Genomic DNA, 23,598 nt, shown 5'->3' on the forward strand with positions numbered 1-23,598 from the left:
CGGATGTCTGACACCTCTGCACGCGATCAGGCGCGGGACAACGCCATCTCGGTGAGCGCGATCTCATCCGACCGGATCGAGCCGGACGACAATGCGTGGACGCGGCGCCTCGTCATCTTCCTGCGCATCATGGCCGTCGTCTCGGTCGCCAAGGGCCTCTATCACTGGGCTCAGGTCACCGGCTTCGTCGGCGGCGAGGAGGAGGCCTTCGAGAACCAGTCGATGGCCTGGCAGACCGCGACGATCTATTTCGCTGTCATCGAGCTCGTCGCGGCCGTCGGTCTCTGGCTCGCGACGCCCTGGGGCGCCGTGGTCTGGCTGACCACTGTTGTCTCGATGGCGGTCATCGAGCTGATGTTTCCCGGCATCTATGGCGGCAGCCTCACCGTGGTCGGGCTCGAGGCCGTGATGCTCGCGGCCTATCTCGCGCTCGCCTGGATGGCGGCGCGCGAACGCCCGCCATAGATCCGCACGCCGCGACGGCGGGATCGACTGTTGCCTCGCCGCGACAGCGCGACGAATAGCGGATACCGGCTGCCAATATATGGCTGTCGTGCGCGCAACGAGAAGACAGCGCTATTGGTTCTGTTACGTGGGTGCCACAGATCGTACCCCTTTCGAGACACCCCATCGCGGGAGCGTCTCTGCGGGACCTGCCGTCGGGACCCATTTCTTTCGGATCTTGGCGCACGCGCTAGCCGGCTTTGCGCTGGTCGACGGCGGAACTGGTCTGCCTGCCGCAACACGTGGCCGGCCGCTTACGTGCGGCGCGTGCACATCCCGCGACGTGACCCCATAAAATTTTCAGAGAATTTTCCGGTAACCGATCGGTCACCGTAAAGGGTTCCCTCATACGCGTTACGCCACCGTTTCGAATTCGAACGAAGCTGTTTCCGAATGTGACAGGACAGGCAGACGAAGCGTGAACAGGGGGCTGCCACCGTCAATGAAAAGTTGCGAAAAGCCCTTGATCCATGGGCTTAATCCACGATTCACTGTCTTAAATTCATGATCTCTTTATTCTCTTATTTAAGCGGATATTCAAACGGCCCCCTTACGTTGGACCTATCAGGCGGGACACAAGTTTCGTCGAAATAAAGTCGATAAAAACGACAAACAGGGGAAGTGTCATGATGAAAGCCGTTGCGACAACGGCGGCGGATGCCGCCGATCGCGCTACCGGTCAAGCTCCGGTGCAGCCGCTCTATCTCGAAGCCCTGACTTTGGTGGAGCGGCTGCATCGCCGCCTCCTCGACGTCATCAAGGACGAATTCGACCGCCGCGGCCGCGCCGACATCAATTCGGTGCAGGCGCTGCTGCTCTACAACATCGGCGATAAGGAGCTGACCGCCGGCGAGCTGCGCACCCGCGGCTACTATCTCGGCTCCAACGTCTCCTACAATCTGAAGAAGCTCGTCGAGCTCGGCTTCCTCGATCATCAGCGCTCGCGTGTCGATCGCCGCTCGGTCCGCATCCGTCTGACCCCGCAGGGCCAGGAAGTCCGCAAGATCGTCGATGCGCTCTATCAGAAGCACGTCAAGACGGTCGAGCAGGTCGGCGGCATCTCGAACGAGGAGTTCGCGAGCCTCAACAAGTCGCTGCATCGCCTCGAGCGCTTCTGGACCGACCAGATCCTGTATCGCCTCTGATCCTTCCTTTGTTCGCCTGATGGCCAAGCCGGCCGCCCAGAAGACCGGCAGCCTTCCTCCAGTCAACGCATCGGTCATGCCCGGCCGATGCGCTTTTCATGCTGCACCTGCGAAAATAAATCGGGCCCGGCAAGGAACCAAGGCGTTCCCCGAAGCTTATCCCTTGGCCAACAGAAAGGCAGGGATATGCTGGTCGAACGCGGGATCGAGGTGCTGAATGTCGAGGTCGTCGGTGACGCCTACGCGATCGCCTCGAACTATCTGCGCAAATCCGGTGCCATTCCCGACACTTTCGCCACCAATGAGCGCCTCCTCAGCATCATCGTGAAGCTGTTCCAGCGCGGTGAGTTGAACCGGCTCCGCCTCGCCAACAAGGCGATCGCGAAGTTCGAGGCCGAGACGCTGGTGGTCGCCTGAGCGTCAACCCGGAGACATCAATGGAAGCCGCGATCGATCGGATCATGCAGACGTATGATCTGCTGCTCAACCGCACGTCCGCTGCGAGCGACGAAGCGCGGGCGAAGGTGACAGAGTACGTGCAGACTCTGTTCGAGGCGGGCGAGCGTGATACGCATCGGCTGACCGTGTGCGGACTGACCTATCTGCGCCAACTCGACGGCAGCACCGACCATGTGAAGGCCGGGTATACCGGGCTGTAAGGTCAGCCTGGTTTCGCAGACCGTCTCCACGTCATTGCGAGCGAAGCGAAGCAATCCATGTTTCAACTTGGCGATGCGATGGATTGCTTCGCCGCGTTGCTCCTCGCAATGACGGGGTGAGTTTCTGATTCAACTGTCAAACAGCTAGTTCGGTGTCATCACCCGCGAAAGCGGGTGATCCAGTATTCCAGAGACAGGGGGGCTTGAGCCGAGAGGCCGCGGCGTACGGGATCGCCCGGTCGAGCCGGGCGATGACAGTTGTGGGTGAGGCCACAGCTCCGCATTCTCGCGACATGATTTGTCCGAGCTTTGCTTCTCGTTCCGCCCTCTCCTTGAACAGAGGGCGCAGGGAAAGCCGGGTGCCGATTGCACCCATGGGTCCCGTGCAAAGGTAGAAAGCACGGGGGTAGGACCACAGGTGTAACCGGAGCAATCCGGCTTTCCCTGCGCGATGGTTTTACGGCTTACTTCGTGCTCTCCCCGGCGAGACTGGGCTTGCTTGTCACCGCCCCCGCATCACGCCTTCGCGTGTTGCGACGAGACACCGGCCACTAGGGCGTCAGGACCACACGACTTCACCGTCCGCCTCGCATGCGTTCGTCGCTTGCATGATCAGCGTCCACCGCATCTCACCGCAACACCCGTGACGATGCGCAGCGCCCCTCGATCGGGTGAGACGGGCAGACCATACACTGAGTTGTATTTCTGATAAAGCGAAATATTTTCGCGCGCGAGGCTTGACAGGTTTTGCTGAGTTGCCCGTCGGGTTGTTCTGTTGCGGCATCTCACCGATGAATTTGTGTTCGAACTCTGAAAGCCGGGTCTGCAGTCCGCTGCTCTGCTGTCACGCGCAAAATTCACTGCACTGAGATTGTTTTGATGATCGAGAAGATGCGCGCCATCTCAGCCGTGTCCTAGCTGTGAGCGATGTCACTGTCAGTCTCTGTCTCGCGTCGTAATGCCGCATTCGGAACCGGCAATGTGTGATCGGTTCGTTATGACGCTGCCGCGCCGACACTACGCTACCGCTCATTGAAGTGCCGGCCTCTCGAGGAACTGGTCCACGATGTATGGTGGCGAAGGCAACGATACGCTGGGAAGCAGCCTCTCGGGCTCGGACAACTGGGAGGGTGGCGGAGGCAACGATTGGTTGTATGCGAGCTGGAGCAGTTCGGCTTGGGGCACCTTTTATGGCGGCGACGGCAACGATCTGATCGAGGGCGGCAATACTGTCAGCACGAACTACGAGTTCGGCGGCGCCGGCGATGACTACGTCTTTGAGGACCAGGGCGGTCTGACCACGCAGTCCCATTACATCGACGGCGGTCCCGGGCGCGACGCCCTATATGGCTCGAACGGCAGCGATACGATTTTCGGCGGCGACGGCAATGAGAGTGGTGCCAGTATCAACGCGGTCGGCTTCGGCGCAGCGCCGGGCTTGTACGGCTACGCCGGCAACGACATCCTGGATGGCGGCCGCGGCAATGACCTGATCTTTGGCGGTGACGGCAACGATTTGATGTATGGCGGCACCGGCAACGATACGTCGTATGGCGGCAACGGCAGCGATACGCTGGTCGGAAATGACGGCACCGATCTGCTCGAAGGCGATGCCGGCGACGACTGGATCTACATGAGCGCCGGCGACCTCAGCAACGCCTACGGCGGAACCGGCAACGACGTCATGATCGCCACCCAGGGCTCGGTGGTCATGAACGGCGATGACGGCAACGACGTCATGTACGGCTTGGGTGGCAACGACTATTTCTACGGCGGCAATGGCGACGACACCATGTATGGCGGTGAAGGCGTCGACGTTCTGCTCGGCGGCGCCGGCAACGACTATTTCGATGGCGGCACCGGCGTGAACTACTATTTCGGCGGCGGCGGCAACAACACGTTCGTCTCCAACGATGTGCCGGGCGTCGAAGTGGTTCAGGACTTCAACGCTGCCACCGATACCGTGCAGCTGAACGGCACAGGCTTCAGTTCGTTTGCGGACGTGCTGTCGAACTCCTACCAGAACGGCGCCTATTTCGTCATCCAGGTCGACGGCGACACCGCGGTCTGGCTGAACGGCGCGACGGCAGCCACGGTGACGGCGGCGAATTTCTCGATCGTGTCGTAGCTGCTCGCGCGTCATCGAAGTGCATTGGAGAACGGCGACCACGCAAGCGGTCGCCGTTCGCACACATTCGTGGCCGAGGCGGGGATCGCGGGCGTAACCAAAAGAAGGACGCGGGAGCGGGGATATGCTGGGGCCAAGCTTTCACGTTGCTCGTCAGGGCGGTGATCTGCGATACAGCCTTGGCGAGTTTTATGCTTTTGCCACTGGCTTGCGTTGAGCGGCTCGACGTTCGGCCGGATCGTTCGAATCCGCCATTTGAAGCTTTTGGAGCTGTTCTGCGATCGTTCCGCGACGGTGGCCGGCGGCTAAGCTTCTGTAGCCTAGGTCGAATTTCGCCGTGGCCCCATTTGCTCCATCGATGCGTCGCGGTTTTGCCGCGCCGCGTTCGCTATGCCCCAACTCTGTTCATATACCTTACTAGGTAACACAGGCGTCATTTGTTCGTGGTCTGTTTCGGTTTTTGGACCGATTGTGTATCCGAGATGATTATACCTCCTCATGGCCGAGGCTTGCCCGCAGGCGTCAGTGACTGAAAAGCCGAACGCGCTGCCGCGGGCGTCATGACGGGGTCCGTCAACGCCCGCTTTAGCCGTTCGGCCTGCTCCCTCGTCAGCTTCTCGGCAAGGCTGTGATCCTGCAATAGCGCCGGCCCCTTGCGCTCTCGATCATAGACCATCCAGCCGGTGCTTCCTTGCCGAACGAGGAACCTGGCCTGTCCAGTTGCTGTGTAACTCAATGGTACCGCCGATCTGCCGAATAAAATCCGCCGATTAATTCTTCGATCCGCGCGCCAGCTCATTCTACTATGTCACTCTGGCTCACGTCTAATAGGTCATTGCATCCGCCAAATCGTTCAACTCGAATGCTTCTAAATCACGGCATATGCCGATCAATATAACGGCACCTCAGCTGGGCGTGCGGTCGCATCGTCCTTTGGTCTAATCCCGTCCGAAGTGCTGTTCACTTTGTGCCACGCGCAGCAGGAGAGCGAGGCAGATTGCGCGTTGCCGTGTGATGTTGGTTGTGGCGTCAGCTGTGCCGACATCGACGAGGCCTGCCCGCGAGCCGCTCGAAACAAAGCAAGCGAAAACCGACCGGTGAGGTGCGGCGATTTGCAGCACAGGGTAGCCGCGCCCTCCGGCTTGCCGAAGACTGTGGCGAATGGTCGCTAAGGGTGCGCAGACGCGTGATCGGCGAGCGATTCCTTCCCTGACGGAACGGCGCTCTTCGATTGGCGCTGTGACCACGTGCCCGGATGCAGCCGACGATCAGGGGCTTCATCGGCAAATTCAGGAGGAAGCCACATGATCTCGTCCCACATGCGCCTGTTCGGCGCGGTCGTCGCGCTATTGCTTGGGGCGAGCGGTCCGGCACCCGCGCAGCAGCTCGAGCTCAAGCTGATGGCGCCGGCGGCGCCCGGCGGCGGTTGGGATCAGACCGCGCGTTCGATGCAGCAGGCGCTGGTCGCGGCCGGTGTCGCGCGCAGCGTCCAGGTCACCAACGTTCCCGGCGCCGGCGGCAGCGTCGGCATCGCGCAGTTCGTCAACGGCGCCAAGGGCGACGGCAACCAGATGATGGTCAACGGCTTCGTCATGGTCGGCGCGCTCGCCATGAACAAATCGCCGGTGACGCTGGATCAGGTGACGCCGATCGCGCGCCTGACCGAGGAGATCCAGGTCATCGTCGTGCCGGCCAACTCGCCGATCAAGACGGCGCAGGATCTTGCCGCCGCGATGAAGGCCGATATCGCCAAGGTGACCTTTGCCGGCGGTTCGGCCGGCGGCGTCGACCACGTGATGGCGGCGCTGTTTGCTGGCACGGTCGGGGCCGACGCCAAGAAGATCAACTACATTCCGTTCTCCGGTGGTGGCGAATCCCTTGCCGCCATTCTCGGCGGCAAGGTCACCGCCGGCATTTCCGGCCTCAGCGAGTACGATGGTCAGATCAAGGCCGGCAAGCTGCGCGCGCTCGGCGTGACCTCGGCGCAGCGTTTGCCCGGCGTCGACATTCCGACCTTCAAGGAGCAGGGCATCGACCTCGTGCTGGCCAATTGGCGTTCCGTGGTGGCGCCGCCCGGCATCACGCCGGAGCAGCGCAAGGTGCTGAGCGATGCGGTCGAGAAGATGGTGAAGTCCGATGCCTGGAAGGAGATCCTGAAGCAGAAGGGCTGGGATGACGCCTATCTCGGCGGCGATGCCTTCGCGGATTTCCTGAAGAAGGAAATCGTGCGTGTCAGCGATGTGCTGAAGTCGGTCGGCCTCGTGAAGTCATGATGCCGGACAGCGCTTCCGACAATCTGCCGCGCGAGCCGGCACGACGCGTCGATCGCGCCGGCGTCGTGATCGCGGCCGCGCTCGCTGCACTCGCTGCGGTGCTGGTGTGGGACGCCAGCAACCTGCCTGCTACCACGATGTACGGAATGGGGCCGGAGGCGATGCCTGTTGTCATCGCCATCGGCCTTATCATTCTGGCGGTCGGCAATCTCTTCGATGCGCTGCGCGGCAACCTGCCGCCGCGCGAGAGCATGGACCCGAAACCGGTGTGGCTGATCATCGGCGGCCTTGCGCTGCTGATCGCCATCATCGGCTTCGGCGGCGGCTTCATCCTCGCCACATCTGCGCTGTTCGTCACAACGTCGGCCGCCTTCGGCCGGCGCGCCATTCTGGCCGACACCGCGATCGCGCTTGTCATCACGACGCTGGTCTACCTCGCGTTCGACAAATTGTTGACCCTGAGCCTTCCCGCCGGCCCGCTGGAGCGACTGCTGTGATGGACACTTTCGCCGCGCTAGCGCATGGCATGGCGGTCGCCGTGCAGCCGATGAACCTGCTCTATGCGCTGATCGGCGTGTTCCTCGGCACCGCGGTCGGCGTGCTGCCGGGCATCGGACCGGCGCTGACGGTCGCGCTGCTGCTGCCGGTGACCTACAAGCTCGATCCCGGCGGCTCGCTGATCATGTTCGCCGGCATCTACTATGGCGGCATGTATGGCGGCTCGACCACCGCGATCCTGATCAACACGCCGGGCGAGAGCGCGTCGATGGCGACCGCGCTCGAGGGCAACAAGATGGCCAAGGCCGGCCGCGGCGGCCCGGCGCTGGCAACCTCGGCGATCGGCTCGTTCGTGGCCGGCACCATCGCCACCATCGGCCTCGCATTTCTCGCGCCATGGCTGGTCGATTTCGCTGTTCGATTCGGGCCGGAGGATTACTTCGCGCTGATGTGCGTCGCCTTCGTCACGGTGTCGGCAACCTTCGGCGACTCGCCGGTCCGCGGCCTCACCAGCCTGTTCATCGGCCTGACGCTCGGGCTCGTCGGCATCGACAAGCTGACCGGGCAGGCGCGGCTTGCGTTCGGCATCCCCGAGTTGCTCGACGGCGTCGAGGTGACGACGCTGGCGGTTGGTCTGTTTGCGGTGGGCGAGGCGCTCTATGTCGCCTCGCGCCGGCATCACGCCGCGGAGAAGCTCGAGCCGGTGCGCGGCTCGCTGTGGATGACGAAGGAGGACTGGCGGCGGTCGTGGAAGCCGTGGCTGCGCGGCACGCTGTTCGGTTTTCCGATCGGCGCACTGCCGGCCGGCGGCGCGGAGATCCCGACCTTCCTGTCCTATTCCACTGAGCGGCGGCTTACCAAACACCCGGAAGAGTTCGGCAAGGGCGCGATCGAAGGCGTCGCCGGACCGGAGGCCGCCAACAACGCGTCCGCCGCCGGCACGTTGGTGCCGCTGTTGACGCTCGGGCTTCCGACCTCGGCGACCGCAGCGATGATGCTGGCGGGCTTTCAGCAGTACGGCCTCAATCCGGGGCCGCTGCTGTTCGCCGAGCGGCCCGATCTGGTGTGGGGCCTGATCGCGAGCCTGTTCATCGCCAACGGCATGCTGCTGGTGCTCAATCTGCCGCTGGTCGGGCTGTGGGTGCGGCTGCTCGCGATCCCGCAGCCCTGGCTCTATGCCGGCATCCTGGTGTTTGCCACCATGGGCACGATCGCGGCAAAGCCGTCGGTCGTCGAGCTGTCGATGCTGGCGGCGTTCGGCGTGATGGGCTTTTTGATGCGGCGGTTCGATTTCCCGATTGCGCCCGTCGTCATCGGCTTGATCCTCGGGCCGATCGCCGAAAGCCAGCTGCGCCGCGCGCTGGCGATCAGCCTCGGCGATCCCATGGTGCTGCTGCAAAGCCAGATGTCGGCGACACTGCTCGGCATCGCGCTGATCGCGCTGCTGGCGCCGTTCGTGCTCAAGGGGCTGGGGCGGTTCAAGGCGAACGAGGATTAGGGCCCTTCATCCCCAGACCGTAAAAGGCCCGCTCCGGGGCTCGCATTTCGGAGCGGGCCAGTCTGGGCACGGCAAATGTTGCCGCGGCGCGAACCTAGCGCGACTAGCTGACACCATCCTGACGACGGCCGAAAAAGAGAGGCGGCTGAACGCCGCCTCTTTGTTTCCAGGTTTTTCGTGAACTGAATGTTCAGCTCACCATTTGTAGCCGAGGCTCGCCGTGATGCGGCGGCGATCGCCGTAGTAGCAGGAGCTGATCGTCGCGCAGCTCGCGACATAGATCCTGTCCGTGACGTTCACGACGTTGAGCGCCGCGCGCCAGTGGTTGTCCCATTCGTAATGCAGGGCAAGATCGCCCAGCACGAAGGCGGGGACACGCGCGGTGTTCGCCTGGTCCGCAAAGGACGAGCCGACGTAACGGATGCCGCCGCCGAGGCCGAAGCCGCGCAGCGGGCCGTCGCTGAAGGTGTAGTCGGTCCAGACCGAGGCGAGCTGCCGGGGCGTGTTGGTCGGCACGGTGCCGATCAGCGCGGGGTTGAGGTCCTTGCTGACGAACAGCTCATAATTAGTGTAGCTCGCAACGAGCTTGAAGTCGCGCGTGATATTCGCGACCGCCTCGAGCTCGACGCCGCGCGAGGTGACCTCGCCGTTCTGGGTCTGGAACAGGGTGTTGTTCGGATCGGTGGTCAGCGCGTTCTTGCGCTTCAGGTCGAACAGCGCGACGCCGAACCGTGCGTTGAGCCCGACCGGTTCGTACTTGACGCCGACCTCGGTCTGCTCGGAGGTTTCCGGCAGCAGCAATTGACCGGCCGCATTGGTGCCGATCACCGGATTGTAGCCGGTCATGTAGGAGACATAGGGCGCAACGCCAAAGTCGAAATTGTAGATCGCGCCGACGCGGCCGGAGAACTTGCTATCGTCGCGGCTCTGCGAAGTGCCGATCCGGTTGTTGTTGTTGAGATCGACCCAATCCTGGCGTCCCGACAGCACCACGGTCAGGCGGTCGAGCTTGACCTGGTCCTGCAGATAGACGGCGGCCATGCCCTGGGTGAGATAGGCGTTCTGATACAGCGGGCCGCTATACGGCAGATTGGTGCCGTAGATCGGATTGAGCAGGTTGAGGTTCGTGCCCATGCCAAAGCCCTGGCGGTCGTCGATGCCGTAATATTTCAGATCGATGCCGGCGAGCGCGGTGTGCTGCAGCGCGCCGGTCGAGAAGCGATATTCGAGCTGGTTGTCGAGGTTGAGTTGGGTGGCGATGCCGCGGGTGTAGAAATTGCCGCGCGTGATGTCGGCGGCGGCCGGCGTCGTCGCGTAGCCGAGCCCGTAGAGGCCGGCATAATAGACGTCGACATGCGCCATGCGTGCGTTCTGGCGGAAGTCCACGCTGTCGGAGATGCTCTTCTGGAACTGGTAGCCGACCATCTCCTGGTCGCGACGGAACTGGTCGACGCTGGGATCGCCGACGAACAGGCTGGTCGGAATCCGGCCGAACGGTGCGTTGGTGACGGTGCCGACATAGGGCAGGAAGTTCAGCGCGCGGGTGTTGCTGTGTGAGGCCATGCCGAACACGGTGAGGCTGGTGTCGGCGTCGGGCCGCCAGGTCACCGACGGGGCGAAGAAGAAATTGTTGTCGTAGACATAGTCGGTCTGGGTGCCGCCGCCCTGGGCCTGGCCGACGAGGCGGTACTGCACTTGCCCGCCGCCGGGCTGCGCCGTCGCGCCGCCGATGTCGAACTGGGTATAGGCGTTGCCGAAATTGTTGATGCCGGTCTCGATGTAGCGGATTGGTTCGGCCGACGGCAGCTTGCTGATCGCGTTGACGAGGCCGCCCGGCGCCGAGCCGCCGTACAGGATGCCGGACGGGCCGCGCAGCACCTCGACGCGTTCGAGATTGAAGGGCTGCAGCTTCCAGCTCGCATAGGAGGTGTAGAACAGCTGCAGGCCGTCGAGGAACAGTGACTCGTTCTGCGCGGGGAAGCCGCGGATCAGGAACCAGTCGTTGCGGAAGTCGGCACCGTAGGTGCCGCCGACCACGCCCGGCGTATAGCGCAGCACCTCGTCGAACTTGCTGACGATCTTCTGGTCGCGGATCTGCTCGGCGCTGATCACCGTCACCGATTGCGGCGTCTGGATGATCGGCGTGCTGGTCTTGGTGCCGCTTGAACTCTGCCGCGCCAGATAACCGATGACCGGACCGTTGGCGCGTTCGTGTCCGCCGCCTGCGCCGGCGGCTTGCTCCGCGATCTGCGGCTGTGCTCCCGAAGGCGCGGTCGTGGCACGGCTGCGCGGCACTTCGCGCACGCGCAGTGCGTTGTGAGGACTGTTGCTGCGATCTCGCCGATTGCCGGTGCGGCGCCTCGACGGTCACGGACGGCAATTGCGTCTGGGCGAAGACCTCGTCCGCACCAACAAGCGAAAGCACCACCGTTGCCGAAACAGCGAGCTGCCTCGACCCAATCCACCTGCACGACATTTATTCCACGCTCCGTAAAAAATTCTCGAGCGAGTCGTTATCACGATGATTTTCGGGAATAGCCCGCGCGCGGTTAGAAGCTATCGAAGCTGTGCGCAATGCGCGTGTGTGTGACCGCGAGACAACGGAGTGCGACAGACAATTGCACGCGTCGCGTGAGTGCCTTGAATCGATCCAGTGTTGAACGATTCAAACATCGAACGATTCAAAATCGTCGCGTGAGACATCGTCGCGTTGACTCGATGCATCGCCATCGCGGGCGTTGTGATCGAGAGGTTCGCAAGTCGCGTGCATGTGGTGTTCGTGTCTCGCGACGCGCGAGGGTGACGAACAGTTCGGGCAGACGAGCACCGGAGTCGTCAGTCCGCACGTTCGGGCAATCCGGCAGGGGGCGTCTCGTCCGCTCTCACGGGGCGGCGCAACCATGCCCCGCCGGAGCGCCTGGAACCGGACGGCGGGGGCCGGCCCGGTTGCTGGCAATCCCCGCCATCCCCACCATATCTGGCATAATTGACCGCCGGGGACCGCAACCGCTTGGCCATTTTGGGGCGATGTGATAACGCTCTGAAACCAGCTTCGACCGCCACTCGTGACCGTCCGCATCCTGCCTAAGGGCTTGCGGCGGTGGAGATATTTCGCCGATGACTTCGTCCTCCAAAACCGCTTCCGCGCCCGATTCCTTCTTCACGGCTGGTCTCGCCGAGGCCGATCCCGAGATCGCTGCCGCGATCAAGGGCGAGCTCGGCCGGCAACGCCATGAGATCGAGCTGATCGCCTCGGAAAACATCGTGAGCCGCGCCGTGCTGGAGGCGCAGGGCTCGGTGATGACCAACAAATACGCGGAGGGTTATCCGGGCGCGCGCTACTACGGCGGTTGCGAATGGGTCGATGTCGCCGAGACGCTGGCGATCGAGCGCGCCAAGAAGCTGTTCGGCGCCGGCTTCGCCAACGTCCAGCCGAACTCCGGCAGCCAGATGAACCAGGCGGTGTTTCTGGCGCTGCTGCAGCCCGGCGACACCTTCATGGGTCTCGACCTCGCGGCCGGAGGCCATCTTACCCACGGCTCGCCGGTCAACATGTCCGGCAAGTGGTTCAAGGCCGCGCACTACACCGTGCGCCGCGAGGACCAGCTGATCGACATGGATGAGGTCCAGAAGCAGGCCGAGCAGGTCAAGCCGAAGCTGATCATCGCCGGCGGCTCGGCCTATTCGCGCGCCTGGGACTTCAAGCGCTTCCGCGAGATCGCCGACAGCGTAGGCGCGTATCTGCTGGTCGACATGGCGCATTTCGCGGGCCTCGTCGCCGGCGGCGTGCATGCTTCGCCGGTGCCGCACGCCCACGTCACCACCACGACGACGCACAAGTCGCTGCGCGGTCCGCGCGGCGGCCTGATCCTCACCAATGACGAGACGCTGGCCAAGAAGCTGAACTCGGCGATCTTCCCCGGCCTGCAGGGCGGCCCGCTGATGCACGTGATCGCGGCCAAGGCGGTGGCGTTCGCGGAAGCGCTGCGGCCCGACTTCAAGGTCTACGCCAAGAACGTGGTCGAGAACGCCAAGGCGCTGGCGGAGACGCTGCGCAGCCACGGTCTCGACATCGTCTCCGGCGGCACCGACAACCATCTGATGCTGGTCGACCTCAGGCCGAAGGGGCTGAAGGGCAACATCTCGGAGAAGGCGCTGGTGCGCGCCGCCATCACCTGCAACAAGAACGGCATCCCGTTCGATCCCGAAAAGCCGTTCGTCACCTCGGGCCTGCGTCTCGGCACGCCGGCTGCGACCACGCGCGGCTTCGGCGTCGCCGAGTTCAAGCAGGTCGGCGGCATGATCGCGGAAGTGCTCAACGCGCTGGCGCAGTCGCCGGACGGCAAGGCGCCGCTGGTCGAGGCCGCGATCAAGGAACGCGTCAAGGCGCTGACCGATCGCTTCCCGATCTACTAGTAGAGTTCGCTCGTAAGGGTCTCGTCGAATGCGTTGTCCGAGCTGCAACTCTCTCGATACGCAGGTCAAGGACTCGCGTCCGACCGAGGACTCCGCCGTCATCCGCAGGCGGCGCGTCTGCATGGCCTGCAACTTTCGCTTCACGACCTTCGAGCGGGTGCAGCTGCGCGAGCTGACCGTCATCAAACGCAACGGCCGCCGCGTGCCGTTCGATCGCGACAAGCTGGTGCGCTCGCTGCAGATCTCCTTGCGCAAGCGCCCGGTGGAGTCCGAGCGGGTCGAGAAGATGGTGTCGACGATCGTGCGCGAGCTCGAAAGCGGCGGCGAGGCGGAGGTCTCCTCGGAGGCGATCGGCGAGATCGTGATGGAGCATCTGCGCCAGCTCGACGACGTCGCCTATGTGCGCTTCGCCTCGGTCTATCGTAATTTCCGCGAGGCCAAGGACTTCGAGGCCGTGCTCGACGAGCTGACCGGCGAAGAGGACCCGCGGGTCGCGACGTTGCGAAAATGATCTTCCGGATTCTGGAAGAGCAGCTCGGGCAGAAAGCCAAACAGGCCAAGGAGACGGCCAAGGCCGCTGATCTGCGCTTCATGCAGCTTGCGCTGGTGCTTGGCCGCCGCGGGCTCGGGCGGACCTGGCCTAATCCGGCGGTCGGCGCCGTTATCGTCAAGGACGGCGTGATCGTCGGCCGCGGCTGGACCCAGCCGGGCGGCCGCCCCCATGCCGAGGTCGAGGCGCTCCGGCGCGCCGGAGAGGCCGCGCGTGGCGCGACGCTCTATGTCACGCTCGAACCCTGCTCGCATTTCGGCCGCTCGCCGCCTTGTGCGGATGCCGTGGTCGCGGCCGGGCTCGCCCGCGTGGTCTCCGCGATCGAGGACCCCAACCCGGAAGTCGCGGGGAAGGGCCACGCCAAGCTGCGCGCCGCCGGGATTGCGGTCGATGTCGGGCTGTGTGCGGCGGAGGCCGCGCGCGACCATGCCGGACACTTCCGCCGCGTCCGCGACAAGCGCCCGCACGTGATCCTCAAGCTCGCGGTATCCGCCGACGACAAGATCGCAGCCGGCGGCCACCGACCGGTTGCGATCACCGGCGAGGCGGCACGGAGGCGCGTGCATCTGCTCCGCGCGCAAAGTGATGCGATCCTTGTCGGTATCGGCACGGTCAGAGCCGACGATCCGCTGCTGACCTGCCGGTTGCCCGGCATGACGGCGCGCTCGCCGGTGCGGCTGGTGCTCGATCGCGCGTTGCGCATCTCGGGCGACAGCCGACTTGTGCATAGCGCGCGCGAAACGCCGCTCTGGGTGATGACCTCTGATCTTGCGGAGGCGCCGGCGGCCATGAAGCTCGGTGCTGCCGGGGCAGAGGTGATCCGCGTTGCTTCCAGCGCGCAGCCGGGGCTCGACCTGCCGGCGGTGTTGCATGTGCTGGCGGAGAAGGGCATCACGCGGCTTTTGGTCGAAGGCGGCTCGCGCGTGGCAAATTCTTTCGTCGCAGCCGGCCTTGTCGATGAAATCTGGCTGTTGCGCGGACCTGGTACGATCGGCGCCGAAGGCGTTCCCGCGCTGGACGCATTGCCGCTCGACGCAATCACGCAGTCGCCGGGCTTCAAGGTTCGTGCTAGCGAAACCCTCGATAACGACAGTCTCACTATCTACGAGCGTGCGTAATGTTTACCGGAATTGTCACCGATATCGGTGAGATCACCAGCCTGAAGCCGGTGGCGCAGGGGCAGCTGCACCGGATGCGGATTGCCTGCGACTACGACCAGACCACGATCGCCGACGGCGCCTCGATCGCCTGCAATGGCGTCTGCCTCACTGTGGTCGCCTCCGGCACCGCGGATGGCAAGACCTGGTTCGACGTCGATGCCGCGGCCGAGACGCTCGGCATGACCACCGCCAAGCACTGGGCGCAGGGCGGTCGGCTTAATCTCGAGCGGGCGCTCAAGATCGGCGACGAACTCGGCGGTCACATCGTGGCCGGGCATGCCGACGGCATCGCCACCATCGTCAAGCGCGACGATCTGCCCGACATGGCGCGGTTCGAGCTTCGAACCACGCGCGAACTGGCGCGTTTCATCGCGGCGAAGGGGTCGGTCACGCTGGACGGCGTGTCGCTGACCGTGAATACGGTCGACGACGTCACGTTTTCGGTGCTGATCATCCCGCACACGCTCGCCGTCACCACCCTGGGCGGCTGGAAGGCCGGCAGCGAGGTCAATATCGAGGTCGATCTGATGGCCCGCTACGCGGCACGGCTGTCGGAGATGAAATAGTCCCGGCTTCGCCGGGCGTTGCAACCAAGACCGACGTGGTTACTTGGTTGTCCGGCCGGGGCAATTCCAGCCCGATGGCCCATGCGTTGTTAGCCAAGCCGACCTGAAAAATCGGGCTGTTTGCGGTGACATCCGGGCCGCTATTGCCCTTGGCTTTGCCGTCCGCTGCGCCTAAAACGCAGCACAACTCTTCCCCAAGTTCCGATTGGTATTGCAATGGCTGACGCGCGGCGCGCACCCCTGAAGGACCAGACCGACATCACAGGCGCTCGCGTGCTGATCGTCGAGGCACGGTTTTACGACGACATCCAGGATGCGCTGCTGGAAGGTGCGCTCGCCGAGCTGAAGACCGCGGGTGCGACCCATGACTTGATCACGGTGCCGGGCGCGCTGGAGATTCCGGCTGCAATCGCGATTGCGATCGATGCGGCGGCGGCGAATGGCAAGCCCTATGACGCGGCGATCGCGCTCGGCTGCGTGGTGCGCGGCGACACCATCCATTTCGAGATCGTCTCGCAGGAGTCCTCGCGCGGATTGATGGATCTGGCCGTGAGCCGGAAATTCCCGCTCGGCAACGGCATCCTCACCGTCAACACCGAGGCGCAGGCCTGGGCACGGGCGCGCGCCAGCGAGTTGAACAAGGGCGGCGACGCGGCGCGCGCGGCGATTGCGATGCTGCGGATCAAACGCCGCCTGGCAAAGGCCTGACCATGGCTGACAGCAAGAAGCCCGCGAAAGCCCCCGACCGGAAAGCCAACCGGCGCGGCGCCGCGCGGCTCGCCGCCGTGCAGGCGCTCTACCAGATGGACATTGGCGGTGCGGGCATCAACGACATCTTCGCCGAGTTCGAGAGCCACTGGCTCGGCAACGAGGTCGAGGGCGAGAAATATCTGCCGGCGGAAGCGGCGTTCTTCCGCGATGTCGTCTCCGGCGTGGTGCGCGACCAGGCCAAGCTCGATCCCCTGATCGACGAGGCGCTGTCGAAGGGCTGGCCGCTGAAGCGGATCGACGCGATTTTGCGCGCGGTGCTGCGCGCCGGTTCCTACGAGCTCGAACATCGCAAGGACGTGCCGGGCCGCGTCGTGGTGTCCGAATATGTCGACGTCGCGCACGCCTTCGTCGAGAAGGACGAGACCGGCATGGTCAACGCCGTGCTCGACCAGATCGCGCGCCAGTTCCGCGGCGATGAGTTTGTGCGCGGGTAGAGGGAAGCCATGCCTCTGTCTAGCCGTCACCCTGAGGAGGCCGCGCAGCGGCCGTCTCGAAGGGCGACGGCCCGGCTGGGGCCGTGCATCCTTCGAGGCTCGCTCCGCTCGCACCTCAGGATGACGGGTCTTCGGTCGTGACACAGGACAAATCGCAGACCTCCGGCGAAGATTCCCTCATCGCGCGCTATTTCAAGCCGCTGGCGAGCGATCCGGGTGCGTTCGGGCTCGATGATGACGCCGCTGCGCTGCGGGCGGCCGGCGAGGACATCGTGGTCACCACCGATGCCATCGTCGAGGGCGTGCACTTCCTTGCCGACGATCCGCCCGACACGCTGGCGCGCAAGGCGCTGCGGGTGAACCTCTCCGACATCGCGGCAAAGGGCGCGGCGCCGGCGGGCTTCGTGCTGACGCTGGCGCTGCGCCGTGCCGAGGAGGCCTGGCTCAAGCCGTTTGCCTGGGCGATCGGCGAGGACGCCGCCCATTACGGCTGCCCGCTGCTAGGCGGCGATACGGTGTCGACGCCGGGGCCGCTGATGATCTCGATCACCGCGTTCGGCCGGCTGCCGCAGGGCAAGATGGTGCACCGCGCGGGGGCAAAGGCCGGCGACCGCCTGTTCGTGACCGGCACGATCGGCGATGCCGCGCTCGGCCTCGATGTGCTCCAGGGCGGTCCGGTCGCGGCTGATCTGGCGCACGATGCCACCGGCCGGGATTTTCTTGCCGCCCGCTACCGTGTGCCGCAGCCGCGCAACGCGTTGGCCAATGCCGTCCGCGCCCACGCCAGCGCGGCGATGGACGTGTCCGATGGTCTCGCCGGCGATCTGGCCAAGCTTTGCGCAGCCAGTGGCGTGACGGCTGTGATCAACGCGCCGAGCATCCCGTTGTCATCAGCGGCCGCGGGGCTGCTCGCGCGCAAGGCGATCGGGTTCGAGACCCTGGTGGCCGGCGGCGACGATTACGAGATCCTGTGCGCAGTCCCGGGCGATCGCGCGGATGCCTTTGTGCGGGAGGCACGGCAGGCCAAGGTCGCGGTGACCGCCATCGGCGGCCTCATTGCAGGCACGTCACCGCCAAGCTTCCTCGATGGACAGGGCAGGGAACTGGTGCTGAAGCGGCTGTCCTACAGCCATTTCTAGAATTACTGCCGGAAGGCGCCGACTTTCCTTCTAAATAGCTGCCGATATCGGCGTTTTCGGCCACACGTGGCGTTGCACAGCGGTAACGATTTTGGCAAGGTCGCGCCCGATTTGAGGCAATCCGTTCTTGGGGAGGATTGTCCTCGCAAAATAAGCGCCTGCCGCCCCCTAGCGGCATAAGAAGGCGCGGGGGTTACATCAAGGATCTGAGGCAACATGACAGCTTTATGGTTGATTGTGCTCTGCGGGGCGCTTTCCATCGTCTACGCGATCTGGGCGACGCAGTCGGTCTTGAACGCGGATGCGGGCAATGCCCGCATGCAGGAAATCGCGGCCGCGGTGCGCGAGGGCGCACAGGCCTATCTGCGGCGGCAGTACACCACGATCGGCATCGTCGGTATCGTGATCTTCGTGGTGCTGGCCTACTTCCTCGGCCTGCTGGTGGCGATCGGCTTTGCGATCGGCGCCATCCTGTCGGGTGCGGCCGGCTTCATCGGCATGAACGTCTCGGTGCGCGCCAACGTCCGCACCGCGCAGGCGGCGACCACCTCGCTCGCCGGCGGCCTCGAACTCGCCTTCAAGGCGGGCGCGATCACCGGCATGCTGGTTGCCGGTCTCGCGCTGCTCGGCGTCACCATCTACTTCATGATCCTGGTCAAGTTCATGGGTCTGGAGGCGGGCAGCCGTACCGTGGTCGACGCCATGGTGGCGCTTGGCTTCGGCGCCTCGCTGATCTCGATCTTCGCCCGTCTCGGCGGCGGCATCTTCACCAAGGGTGCTGACGTTGGCGGCGACCTCGTCGGCAAGGTCGAGGCCGGCATCCCCGAGGACGATCCGCGCAACCCGGCCACCATCGCCGACAACGTCGGCGACAATGTCGGCGACTGCGCCGGCATGGCGGCGGACCTGTTCGAGACCTATGCGGTGACCGCGGTCGCCACCATGGTGCTCGCCGCGATCTTCTTCGCCAAGACACCGATCCTGGTGAACATGATGACGCTGCCGCTCGCGATCGGCGGCATCTGCATCATCACCTCGATCATCGGAACCTTCTTCGTCAAGCTCGGTGCCAGCCAGTCGATCATGGGCGCCCTCTACAAGGGCCTGATCGCCACCGGCGTGCTGTCGCTGGTCGGCGTCGCGCTCGTCATCAATTGGCTGATCGGCTTCGGCAAGCTCGATGGCGTCGACTACACCGGCATGGCGCTGTTCGAGTGCGGCGTGGTCGGTCTGGTCGTCACCGGCCTGATCATCTGGATCACCGAGTACTACACCGGTACCGACTACCGCCCGGTGAAGTCGATCGCGGCGGCGTCCGTCACGGGTCACGGCACCAACGTGATCCAGGGCCTCGCGATCTCGATGGAGGCGACAGCCTTGCCCGCGATCGTCATCATCGCCGGCATCCTCGTCACCTACAGCCTGGCCGGCCTGTTCGGGATCGCGATCGCGACCGCGACCATGCTGGCGCTGGCCGGCATGATCGTCGCGCTCGACGCCTTCGGTCCGGTCACCGACAACGCCGGCGGCATCGCCGAAATGGCGGGCCTGCCGAAGGAAGTGCGCAAGTCGACCGACGCGCTCGACGCGGTCGGCAACACCACCAAGGCGGTGACCAAGGGCTATGCGATCGGCTCCGCCGGTCTCGGTGCGCTGGTGCTGTTTGCGGCCTATAACCAGGACCTCAAATTCTTCATCAGCGACTCCGCCAACCACGTCTACTTCAAGGGCGTCAATCCGGACTTCTCGCTCAACAACCCCTACGTCGTGGTTGGTCTGCTGTTTGGCGGCCTGCTGCCGTATCTGTTCGGCGCGATGGGCATGACGGCGGTGGGACGCGCCGCCAGCGCAATCGTTGAAGAGGTGCGCCGTCAGTTCCGCGAGAAGCCCGGCATCATGCAGGGCACCGACAAGCCGGATTACGGCAAGGCGGTCGACCTGCTGACCAAGGCGGCGATCAAGGAGATGATCATCCCGTCGCTGCTGCCGGTGCTGTCGCCGATCTTCGTCTACTTCGTGATCTATGCGATCGCGGGCGGCGGCGCGGCCGGTAAGTCGGCGGCATTCTCCGCGGTCGGCGCCATGCTGCTCGGCGTCATCGTCACCGGCCTGTTCGTCGCGATCTCGATGACCTCGGGCGGCGGCGCCTGGGACAACGCCAAGAAGTACATCGAGGACGGTCACTACGGCGGCAAGGGCTCTGACGCCCACAAATCCGCGGTGACCGGCGACACCGTCGGCGATCCCTACAAGGACACGGCGGGCCCGGCGGTGAACCCGATGATCAAGATCACCAACATCGTGGCACTGCTGCTGCTGGCGATTTTGGCGCACTAAGCACGCAACCAGATTGAATGCAGAACCCCGCGGTGCGAGCCGCGGGGTTCTTGTTTTGCAGGGACTTCGTTCGGTGTACTGCCGAATTGATCGGCTATCCGCCAACGATATCCGCCGAGAACCAGATGCCAACAAAACGGAGATCAATCGATGCGCTCTCATCCGCACGGAACTATGCGCTCCGCGCCTCCAAGTCGCAGGATCAGAAGGAGGCCATCGAGCTGCTGTCGAAGGCGATCCTGGAACTGGCGATGTCGATTGAAGCAACCGACGCCAAGATCAAGAAGATCAACAAGTCTTCGTAGAAATCGCAGGGCGGACTAGCGATGCGTAATCCGCCAATAGGTCTGACCGCGGCGGCGGATTACGCCTGAGCCTGTCAGCGGGCCGCGCTTCGCGCGGACTCGGTAGGCTAATCCGCCCCACGGCGCCGTCGTTCCTCGCAGCGACGCCGGGGCGATCCGCGTGTACTGAACCCCCGGCACATGATCTGCGACAAACCTGCGGTGCAGGCCGGGGGTTTTCCGCTATGAAGTTCGAGATGACCAAATGCAACCAGTGCGGCAGCGAGATGCCGATGGGTGTCGACGTTTGTCCAAGCTGCGGCAAGCTGCAGGTCGGTATCAACAGGGTCGGTTCCTACCAGCCTCGGACGATGCTCGCCGTCGGGCTGGCCGCGGCGGTCCTCCTCATCTTCAACTGGTTCAAGACCCCGGCGCCGCACCCGGGCAGCCAGCTCACTTCACCTCCATCTGCAAGCCTTCCTTCTCGATGATCGCGGCGAACTTCTTGGTTTCCGCATCGACGAAATCGGAGAACTGCTGCGGCGTGCCGTAGTCGGCACGCGCGCCCATGCCGGCGACATTCTTCTTGATGTCGTCGCGCTCCAGCATCGCCTTGATCTGCCGGTTCAACTCGTCGAGCACGGGCGCCGGCGCGGTCTTCGGCAGGAACACGCCGAACCAGGACGAGACGTCGAATTTTGCCAGCTCCGGCGCGCCCTCGCGCATCGTCGGCAGGTCGGGTGCGGATTCGCTGCGCTCGGTCGTGGTGACGCAGAGCCCGTTCAGTTTACCGTCCTGCACCTGCGGCAGCGACGGATAGAGATTATCGAACAGGATCTGGATGTCGCCGGCGAGCCCGGCCTGCAGCGCCGGGCCGGCGCCGCGGAACGGTACGTGCGTCATCTTCAGCCCGGTGAGTTGCAGGAACCAGGCGCCGGTGAGGTGAGGGCTCTGTCCGGTGCCGGATGAGCCGTAGGTGAGCTTGTCGGGGTTGTTCTTCAGATAGGCGATCAATTCGGGGATCGACTTGATGCCGGTCGATGGATGCGCCGAGACGATGTTCGGGATCCGGATCATGTTGGAGACGGCCTGCAGCTGGTCGGCCTTGTAGGTCAGGTTCCTGAAGATGCTGAAGGCGATCGCGTTGGGGCCGGGATTGCCGATCAGGATGGTGTGGCCGTCGCCCTTGGCGCGCGCGACCTCCGATGTGCCGATGGTGCCGCCGGCGCCGGAGCGATTCTCGACCACCACCGACTGGCCCCAGATCGGCTGCAGATGCGCGGCGAGCAGCCGCCCCATCACATCGGTGGAGCCGCCGGCTGCCGCCGGCACGATGATCCGAACCGTCTCAGACGGCCGCCAGTCGCCGGCACCAAGACTGGCGCGCGGCAGGATCGCTGCCGTCGAAAGGGCCGCAGCCCCCGCAAGTACTCCTCGGCGAGAAAGATATCCCTTGGTCAATCCCCTGGTCACGACTTCGCTCCCTGCATGATTTTATTTTGCAGGGAGCGTAGGCATGGCGCGGCTGTCCGGCAAGCGGACGACTTGGCGCAGCAGACCTGGCGTAGCAGACCTGGCGCAGGCCTGCTTCAGGTCGGTGGCGCGGTTACACCAGCGCGTCGGCGTTCTTGGCGAAGGCTTCGTCGTTGGTGAACGGGATTTCGCTCACCTTGATGACTTCGGTCTTGTTGCTTCCGATAATCACGATCTCCTTGAGGAAGGATCCGGGGAAAGACCCTTTCACCGTGTAGGGCTTGGTGCCTTGGCCGAGCGGACCGGTCCATCCCATCACCCTGATGGCGAGACCACCGACCCATTGCTCGTCGCGGATGAGCTTGATTCCTGATGTGAAATTCGGGGCGTTCCCCTTGACGGTGACGGAGAAGAATCCCGGCGCGCCCAAGCCCGTCCAGACATAAACGGCCTGTGCGCTATCGAAAGGTTCCGGTCCATAAAAGCCCATGACGTTGATCTCCCTGCTGAATGAAGGCTGACGAGAGCCCTTGAAGAGCCGATTGGCATGATCGGGCTCATAGCGAGCGTAGCACGAGCATCGCTGCGAGCGTGTGAATATATTGCGAGCAACTATAAATTGATTGGAGCAGTCGCTCGGTCGAAGCACGACAAATCGAAATCGCGCGAGGGAGCTACGCCGCTCTGTTTTGCTATCGCAGCGTTGCATTGGTTCTAAATTGAGCGCGCATGTGAAGCCGATGACCAACTTTTCGTGTTGAACGAGAATCGTTCTTGCGCTCTGCCTCTGTGCATGCATACTACCTCAGGGTGTGACAACCTAGAGAAGTATTTTCTAACAAATAAAGTCGAAAATTGTAACAGTGCTTTGCTGCCAAGCGATTGGCGCAGGCGCTAACGACACCTCGTATTTTTGGATCGAATAGCGATGGGAACAGTCGACGCACTGATCGTTGTTGATACCGAGGGCGCGCTCTCCAGCGGATCGGCTGTCGATAATTCATTTCTGGTTGACAACAACGGCTATCTCGGGTCGTGGAACGAGGGAACGCCGACGCTCAACACCGTCGTGCAGGACGGCCAGGTCGTGAACTGGAGCGTCACTCCCGTCAGCCCCACGGGCCAGGTGTCGATCACCGGCTTCTCCGGTCAAATGATCTCCACGTCGGTCGGCAAGCCGGCTCCGCAGGTGGGCAACCCGGATGTGTGGTCCGGCCGGGTCGAATCCCACGGTCAATTCGCGTCCCTTTCTTACACGATCGCCCTGTCGATCGGTGGAAGGTCAATGACGCTCAACTCATCCATCAAGGTCGTCTAACGCAGGGAGCAGCAGCGTGAGTGCAGATAAAACAGAGCGTGCAGCAGCCGCATTGAGTCAAGTCGATGTGTTGATCGTGGCGGATGTCGAAGGCGCGCTCGCCTCCGGCAACCTTCAGGACAACGTATATATGATCGACACCAACAAACACGCGGGCTCGGGCATCGAAGGGCAGGCGGAGCTCTACACCGCGGTCAAGGATGGTCAGGTCCTGAACTGGAGCGTGGTCGGGGTGTCGCCATCCAGCGACGTGAACATCACCCAGTTCACCGGCCAGATGATCAACGACAAGATCTGCGTTCCGCAGTCGGTGACCACGCCAGACGGCACTTATTGGTCCGGCCGGGTCGAAGCCCAGGGCTTCAAGGGCAACCAGCAATATTCCTGCGTGCTGACCATGGACGGCAAGGCCATGACCTTCGATCCATTCCTGAAGATATCCTGA

23 protein-coding genes are annotated in these 23,598 nt (G+C 63.8%); 20 read left to right on the plus strand and 3 right to left on the minus strand.

All coding sequences use genetic code 11. The features are described 5' to 3' along the window. The first annotated feature begins 3 nt into the window (after positions 1-3). The 8 genes from K359_RS0121175 (at position 4) to K359_RS0121220 (ending at position 8,705) form a co-directional block, all read left to right on the plus strand. Positions 4-465: a DUF6163 family protein gene (locus K359_RS0121175; RefSeq protein ID WP_029081124.1), complete on the plus strand. Its 462-nt coding sequence runs from the start codon at positions 4-6 to the stop codon at positions 463-465. Positions 466-1,130: 665 nt separating this feature from the next. Next, on the plus strand, positions 1,131-1,649 hold the full coding sequence (gene ldtR, locus K359_RS0121180) for a transcriptional regulator LdtR (RefSeq protein WP_018271925.1): 519 nt from the start codon (positions 1,131-1,133) through the stop codon (positions 1,647-1,649). Positions 1,650-1,835: 186 nt separating this feature from the next. After that, positions 1,836-2,066, plus strand: a complete 231-nt coding sequence (locus tag K359_RS0121185; RefSeq protein WP_029081125.1) for a hypothetical protein — start codon at positions 1,836-1,838, stop codon at positions 2,064-2,066. 20 nt (positions 2,067-2,086) lie between these two features. Then, a complete protein-coding gene (locus tag K359_RS0121190) occupies positions 2,087-2,308 on the plus strand; it encodes a hypothetical protein (RefSeq protein WP_021078384.1) in 222 nt (73 codons plus the stop codon). A 1,066-nt stretch (positions 2,309-3,374) separates the two neighbouring features. Next, complete coding sequence (locus tag K359_RS52585) at positions 3,375-4,436, plus strand: calcium-binding protein (RefSeq protein WP_051346247.1); 1,062 nt, start codon at positions 3,375-3,377, stop codon at positions 4,434-4,436. 1,304 nt (positions 4,437-5,740) lie between these two features. Next, positions 5,741-6,709 carry a tripartite tricarboxylate transporter substrate binding protein gene (locus K359_RS0121210; protein ID WP_029081126.1) on the plus strand — a complete coding sequence of 323 codons (969 nt, stop codon included), beginning with the start codon at positions 5,741-5,743 and terminating at the stop codon, positions 6,707-6,709. Continuing rightward, positions 6,706-7,206 (plus strand): tripartite tricarboxylate transporter TctB family protein, encoded by a 501-nt coding sequence (locus K359_RS0121215; RefSeq protein WP_029081127.1) that lies wholly within the window; start codon positions 6,706-6,708, stop codon positions 7,204-7,206. The genes K359_RS0121210 and K359_RS0121215 overlap by 4 nt, the downstream gene beginning before the upstream one ends. Continuing rightward, positions 7,206-8,705, plus strand: coding sequence for a tripartite tricarboxylate transporter permease (locus K359_RS0121220; protein WP_029081128.1), 1,500 nt, complete (start codon positions 7,206-7,208; stop codon positions 8,703-8,705). Before K359_RS0121215 ends, K359_RS0121220 begins: the two co-directional genes overlap by 1 nt. A gap of 195 nt (positions 8,706-8,900) precedes the next feature. Here the strand turns inward: K359_RS0121220 and K359_RS52595 are convergent, their stop codons facing one another. Then, complete coding sequence (locus K359_RS52595; RefSeq protein ID WP_245284679.1) at positions 8,901-11,000, minus strand: TonB-dependent siderophore receptor; 2,100 nt, start codon at positions 10,998-11,000, stop codon at positions 8,901-8,903. Positions 11,001-11,822: 822 nt separating this feature from the next. Between K359_RS52595 and glyA the strand changes: the two genes are divergently transcribed. From glyA to K359_RS61385, 10 genes are all read left to right on the plus strand, one after another. Continuing rightward, the gene (gene glyA, locus K359_RS0121230) at positions 11,823-13,121 is read left to right on the plus strand and encodes a serine hydroxymethyltransferase (protein ID WP_029081129.1); all 1,299 of its coding nucleotides are present in this window, start codon (positions 11,823-11,825) and stop codon (positions 13,119-13,121) included. A 28-nt stretch (positions 13,122-13,149) separates the two neighbouring features. Further along, positions 13,150-13,632 (plus strand): transcriptional regulator NrdR, encoded by a 483-nt coding sequence (nrdR, locus tag K359_RS0121235; RefSeq protein ID WP_029081130.1) that lies wholly within the window; start codon positions 13,150-13,152, stop codon positions 13,630-13,632. After that, positions 13,629-14,789 (plus strand): bifunctional diaminohydroxyphosphoribosylaminopyrimidine deaminase/5-amino-6-(5-phosphoribosylamino)uracil reductase RibD, encoded by a 1,161-nt coding sequence (ribD, locus tag K359_RS0121240; RefSeq protein WP_029081131.1) that lies wholly within the window; start codon positions 13,629-13,631, stop codon positions 14,787-14,789. The genes nrdR and ribD overlap by 4 nt, the downstream gene beginning before the upstream one ends. Then, the gene (locus K359_RS0121245) at positions 14,789-15,397 is read left to right on the plus strand and encodes a riboflavin synthase (protein ID WP_029081132.1); all 609 of its coding nucleotides are present in this window, start codon (positions 14,789-14,791) and stop codon (positions 15,395-15,397) included. The genes ribD and K359_RS0121245 overlap by 1 nt, the downstream gene beginning before the upstream one ends. 216 nt (positions 15,398-15,613) lie before the next feature. After that, entirely contained in the window at positions 15,614-16,105 is a 492-nt protein-coding gene (gene ribH / locus K359_RS0121250; RefSeq protein WP_029081133.1) for a 6,7-dimethyl-8-ribityllumazine synthase, read from the plus strand. A 2-nt stretch (positions 16,106-16,107) separates the two neighbouring features. Then, positions 16,108-16,602 carry a transcription antitermination factor NusB gene (gene nusB / locus K359_RS0121255; protein WP_029081134.1) on the plus strand — a complete coding sequence of 165 codons (495 nt, stop codon included), beginning with the start codon at positions 16,108-16,110 and terminating at the stop codon, positions 16,600-16,602. Between the two features lie 137 nt (positions 16,603-16,739). Then, a complete protein-coding gene (gene thiL, locus K359_RS0121260) occupies positions 16,740-17,741 on the plus strand; it encodes a thiamine-phosphate kinase (RefSeq protein WP_029081135.1) in 1,002 nt (333 codons plus the stop codon). Between the two features lie 216 nt (positions 17,742-17,957). After that, the gene (locus K359_RS0121265) at positions 17,958-20,078 is read left to right on the plus strand and encodes a sodium-translocating pyrophosphatase (protein ID WP_029081136.1); all 2,121 of its coding nucleotides are present in this window, start codon (positions 17,958-17,960) and stop codon (positions 20,076-20,078) included. Between the two features lie 125 nt (positions 20,079-20,203). Further along, entirely contained in the window at positions 20,204-20,383 is a 180-nt protein-coding gene (locus tag K359_RS0121270) for a hypothetical protein (protein ID WP_029081137.1), read from the plus strand. Between the two features lie 224 nt (positions 20,384-20,607). Continuing rightward, positions 20,608-20,853: a hypothetical protein gene (locus K359_RS61385; RefSeq protein WP_156928594.1), complete on the plus strand. Its 246-nt coding sequence runs from the start codon at positions 20,608-20,610 to the stop codon at positions 20,851-20,853. Here the strand turns inward: K359_RS61385 and K359_RS0121275 are convergent. Together K359_RS0121275 and K359_RS0121280 are read right to left on the minus strand one after the other, a co-directional pair. After that, positions 20,816-21,823, minus strand: a complete 1,008-nt coding sequence (locus K359_RS0121275; protein ID WP_029081138.1) for a tripartite tricarboxylate transporter substrate binding protein — start codon at positions 21,821-21,823, stop codon at positions 20,816-20,818. The genes K359_RS61385 and K359_RS0121275 overlap by 38 nt on opposite strands. A 145-nt stretch (positions 21,824-21,968) precedes the next feature. Then, complete coding sequence (locus tag K359_RS0121280; protein WP_029081139.1) at positions 21,969-22,325, minus strand: hypothetical protein; 357 nt, start codon at positions 22,323-22,325, stop codon at positions 21,969-21,971. Positions 22,326-22,763: 438 nt separating this feature from the next. Between K359_RS0121280 and K359_RS0121285 the strand changes: the two genes are divergently transcribed. After that, entirely contained in the window at positions 22,764-23,153 is a 390-nt protein-coding gene (locus tag K359_RS0121285) for a hypothetical protein (protein WP_029081140.1), read from the plus strand. Positions 23,154-23,169: 16 nt separating this feature from the next. Further along, positions 23,170-23,598 (plus strand): hypothetical protein, encoded by a 429-nt coding sequence (locus K359_RS0121290; RefSeq protein WP_198031166.1) that lies wholly within the window; start codon positions 23,170-23,172, stop codon positions 23,596-23,598.

The sequence above is a fragment of the Bradyrhizobium sp. th-b2 genome (assembly GCF_000426785.1).
Lineage (GTDB): Bacteria > Pseudomonadota > Alphaproteobacteria > Rhizobiales > Xanthobacteraceae > Bradyrhizobium > Bradyrhizobium septentrionale.

Excerpts from the sequence above, each read along its gene's own strand:
- K359_RS0121175 (WP_029081124.1), top strand. The coding sequence starts at position 4 with ATGTCTGACACCTCTGCACGCGATCAGGCGCGGGACAACGCCATCTCG.
- ldtR (WP_018271925.1), top strand. The coding sequence starts at position 1,131 with ATGATGAAAGCCGTTGCGACAACGGCGGCGGATGCCGCCGATCGCGCT.
- K359_RS0121185 (WP_029081125.1), top strand. The coding sequence starts at position 1,836 with ATGCTGGTCGAACGCGGGATCGAGGTGCTGAATGTCGAGGTCGTCGGT.
- K359_RS0121190 (WP_021078384.1), top strand. The coding sequence starts at position 2,087 with ATGGAAGCCGCGATCGATCGGATCATGCAGACGTATGATCTGCTGCTC.
- K359_RS52585 (WP_051346247.1), top strand. The coding sequence starts at position 3,375 with ATGTATGGTGGCGAAGGCAACGATACGCTGGGAAGCAGCCTCTCGGGC.
- K359_RS0121210 (WP_029081126.1), top strand. The coding sequence starts at position 5,741 with ATGATCTCGTCCCACATGCGCCTGTTCGGCGCGGTCGTCGCGCTATTG.
- K359_RS0121215 (WP_029081127.1), top strand. The coding sequence starts at position 6,706 with ATGATGCCGGACAGCGCTTCCGACAATCTGCCGCGCGAGCCGGCACGA.
- K359_RS0121220 (WP_029081128.1), top strand. The coding sequence starts at position 7,206 with ATGGACACTTTCGCCGCGCTAGCGCATGGCATGGCGGTCGCCGTGCAG.
- glyA (WP_029081129.1), top strand. The coding sequence starts at position 11,823 with ATGACTTCGTCCTCCAAAACCGCTTCCGCGCCCGATTCCTTCTTCACG.
- nrdR (WP_029081130.1), top strand. The coding sequence starts at position 13,150 with ATGCGTTGTCCGAGCTGCAACTCTCTCGATACGCAGGTCAAGGACTCG.
- ribD (WP_029081131.1), top strand. The coding sequence starts at position 13,629 with ATGATCTTCCGGATTCTGGAAGAGCAGCTCGGGCAGAAAGCCAAACAG.
- K359_RS0121245 (WP_029081132.1), top strand. The coding sequence starts at position 14,789 with ATGTTTACCGGAATTGTCACCGATATCGGTGAGATCACCAGCCTGAAG.
- ribH (WP_029081133.1), top strand. The coding sequence starts at position 15,614 with ATGGCTGACGCGCGGCGCGCACCCCTGAAGGACCAGACCGACATCACA.
- nusB (WP_029081134.1), top strand. The coding sequence starts at position 16,108 with ATGGCTGACAGCAAGAAGCCCGCGAAAGCCCCCGACCGGAAAGCCAAC.
- K359_RS0121265 (WP_029081136.1), top strand. The coding sequence starts at position 17,958 with ATGACAGCTTTATGGTTGATTGTGCTCTGCGGGGCGCTTTCCATCGTC.
- K359_RS0121270 (WP_029081137.1), top strand. The coding sequence starts at position 20,204 with ATGCCAACAAAACGGAGATCAATCGATGCGCTCTCATCCGCACGGAAC.
- K359_RS61385 (WP_156928594.1), top strand. The coding sequence starts at position 20,608 with ATGAAGTTCGAGATGACCAAATGCAACCAGTGCGGCAGCGAGATGCCG.
- K359_RS0121280 (WP_029081139.1), bottom strand. The coding sequence starts at position 22,325 with ATGGGCTTTTATGGACCGGAACCTTTCGATAGCGCACAGGCCGTTTAT.
- K359_RS0121285 (WP_029081140.1), top strand. The coding sequence starts at position 22,764 with ATGGGAACAGTCGACGCACTGATCGTTGTTGATACCGAGGGCGCGCTC.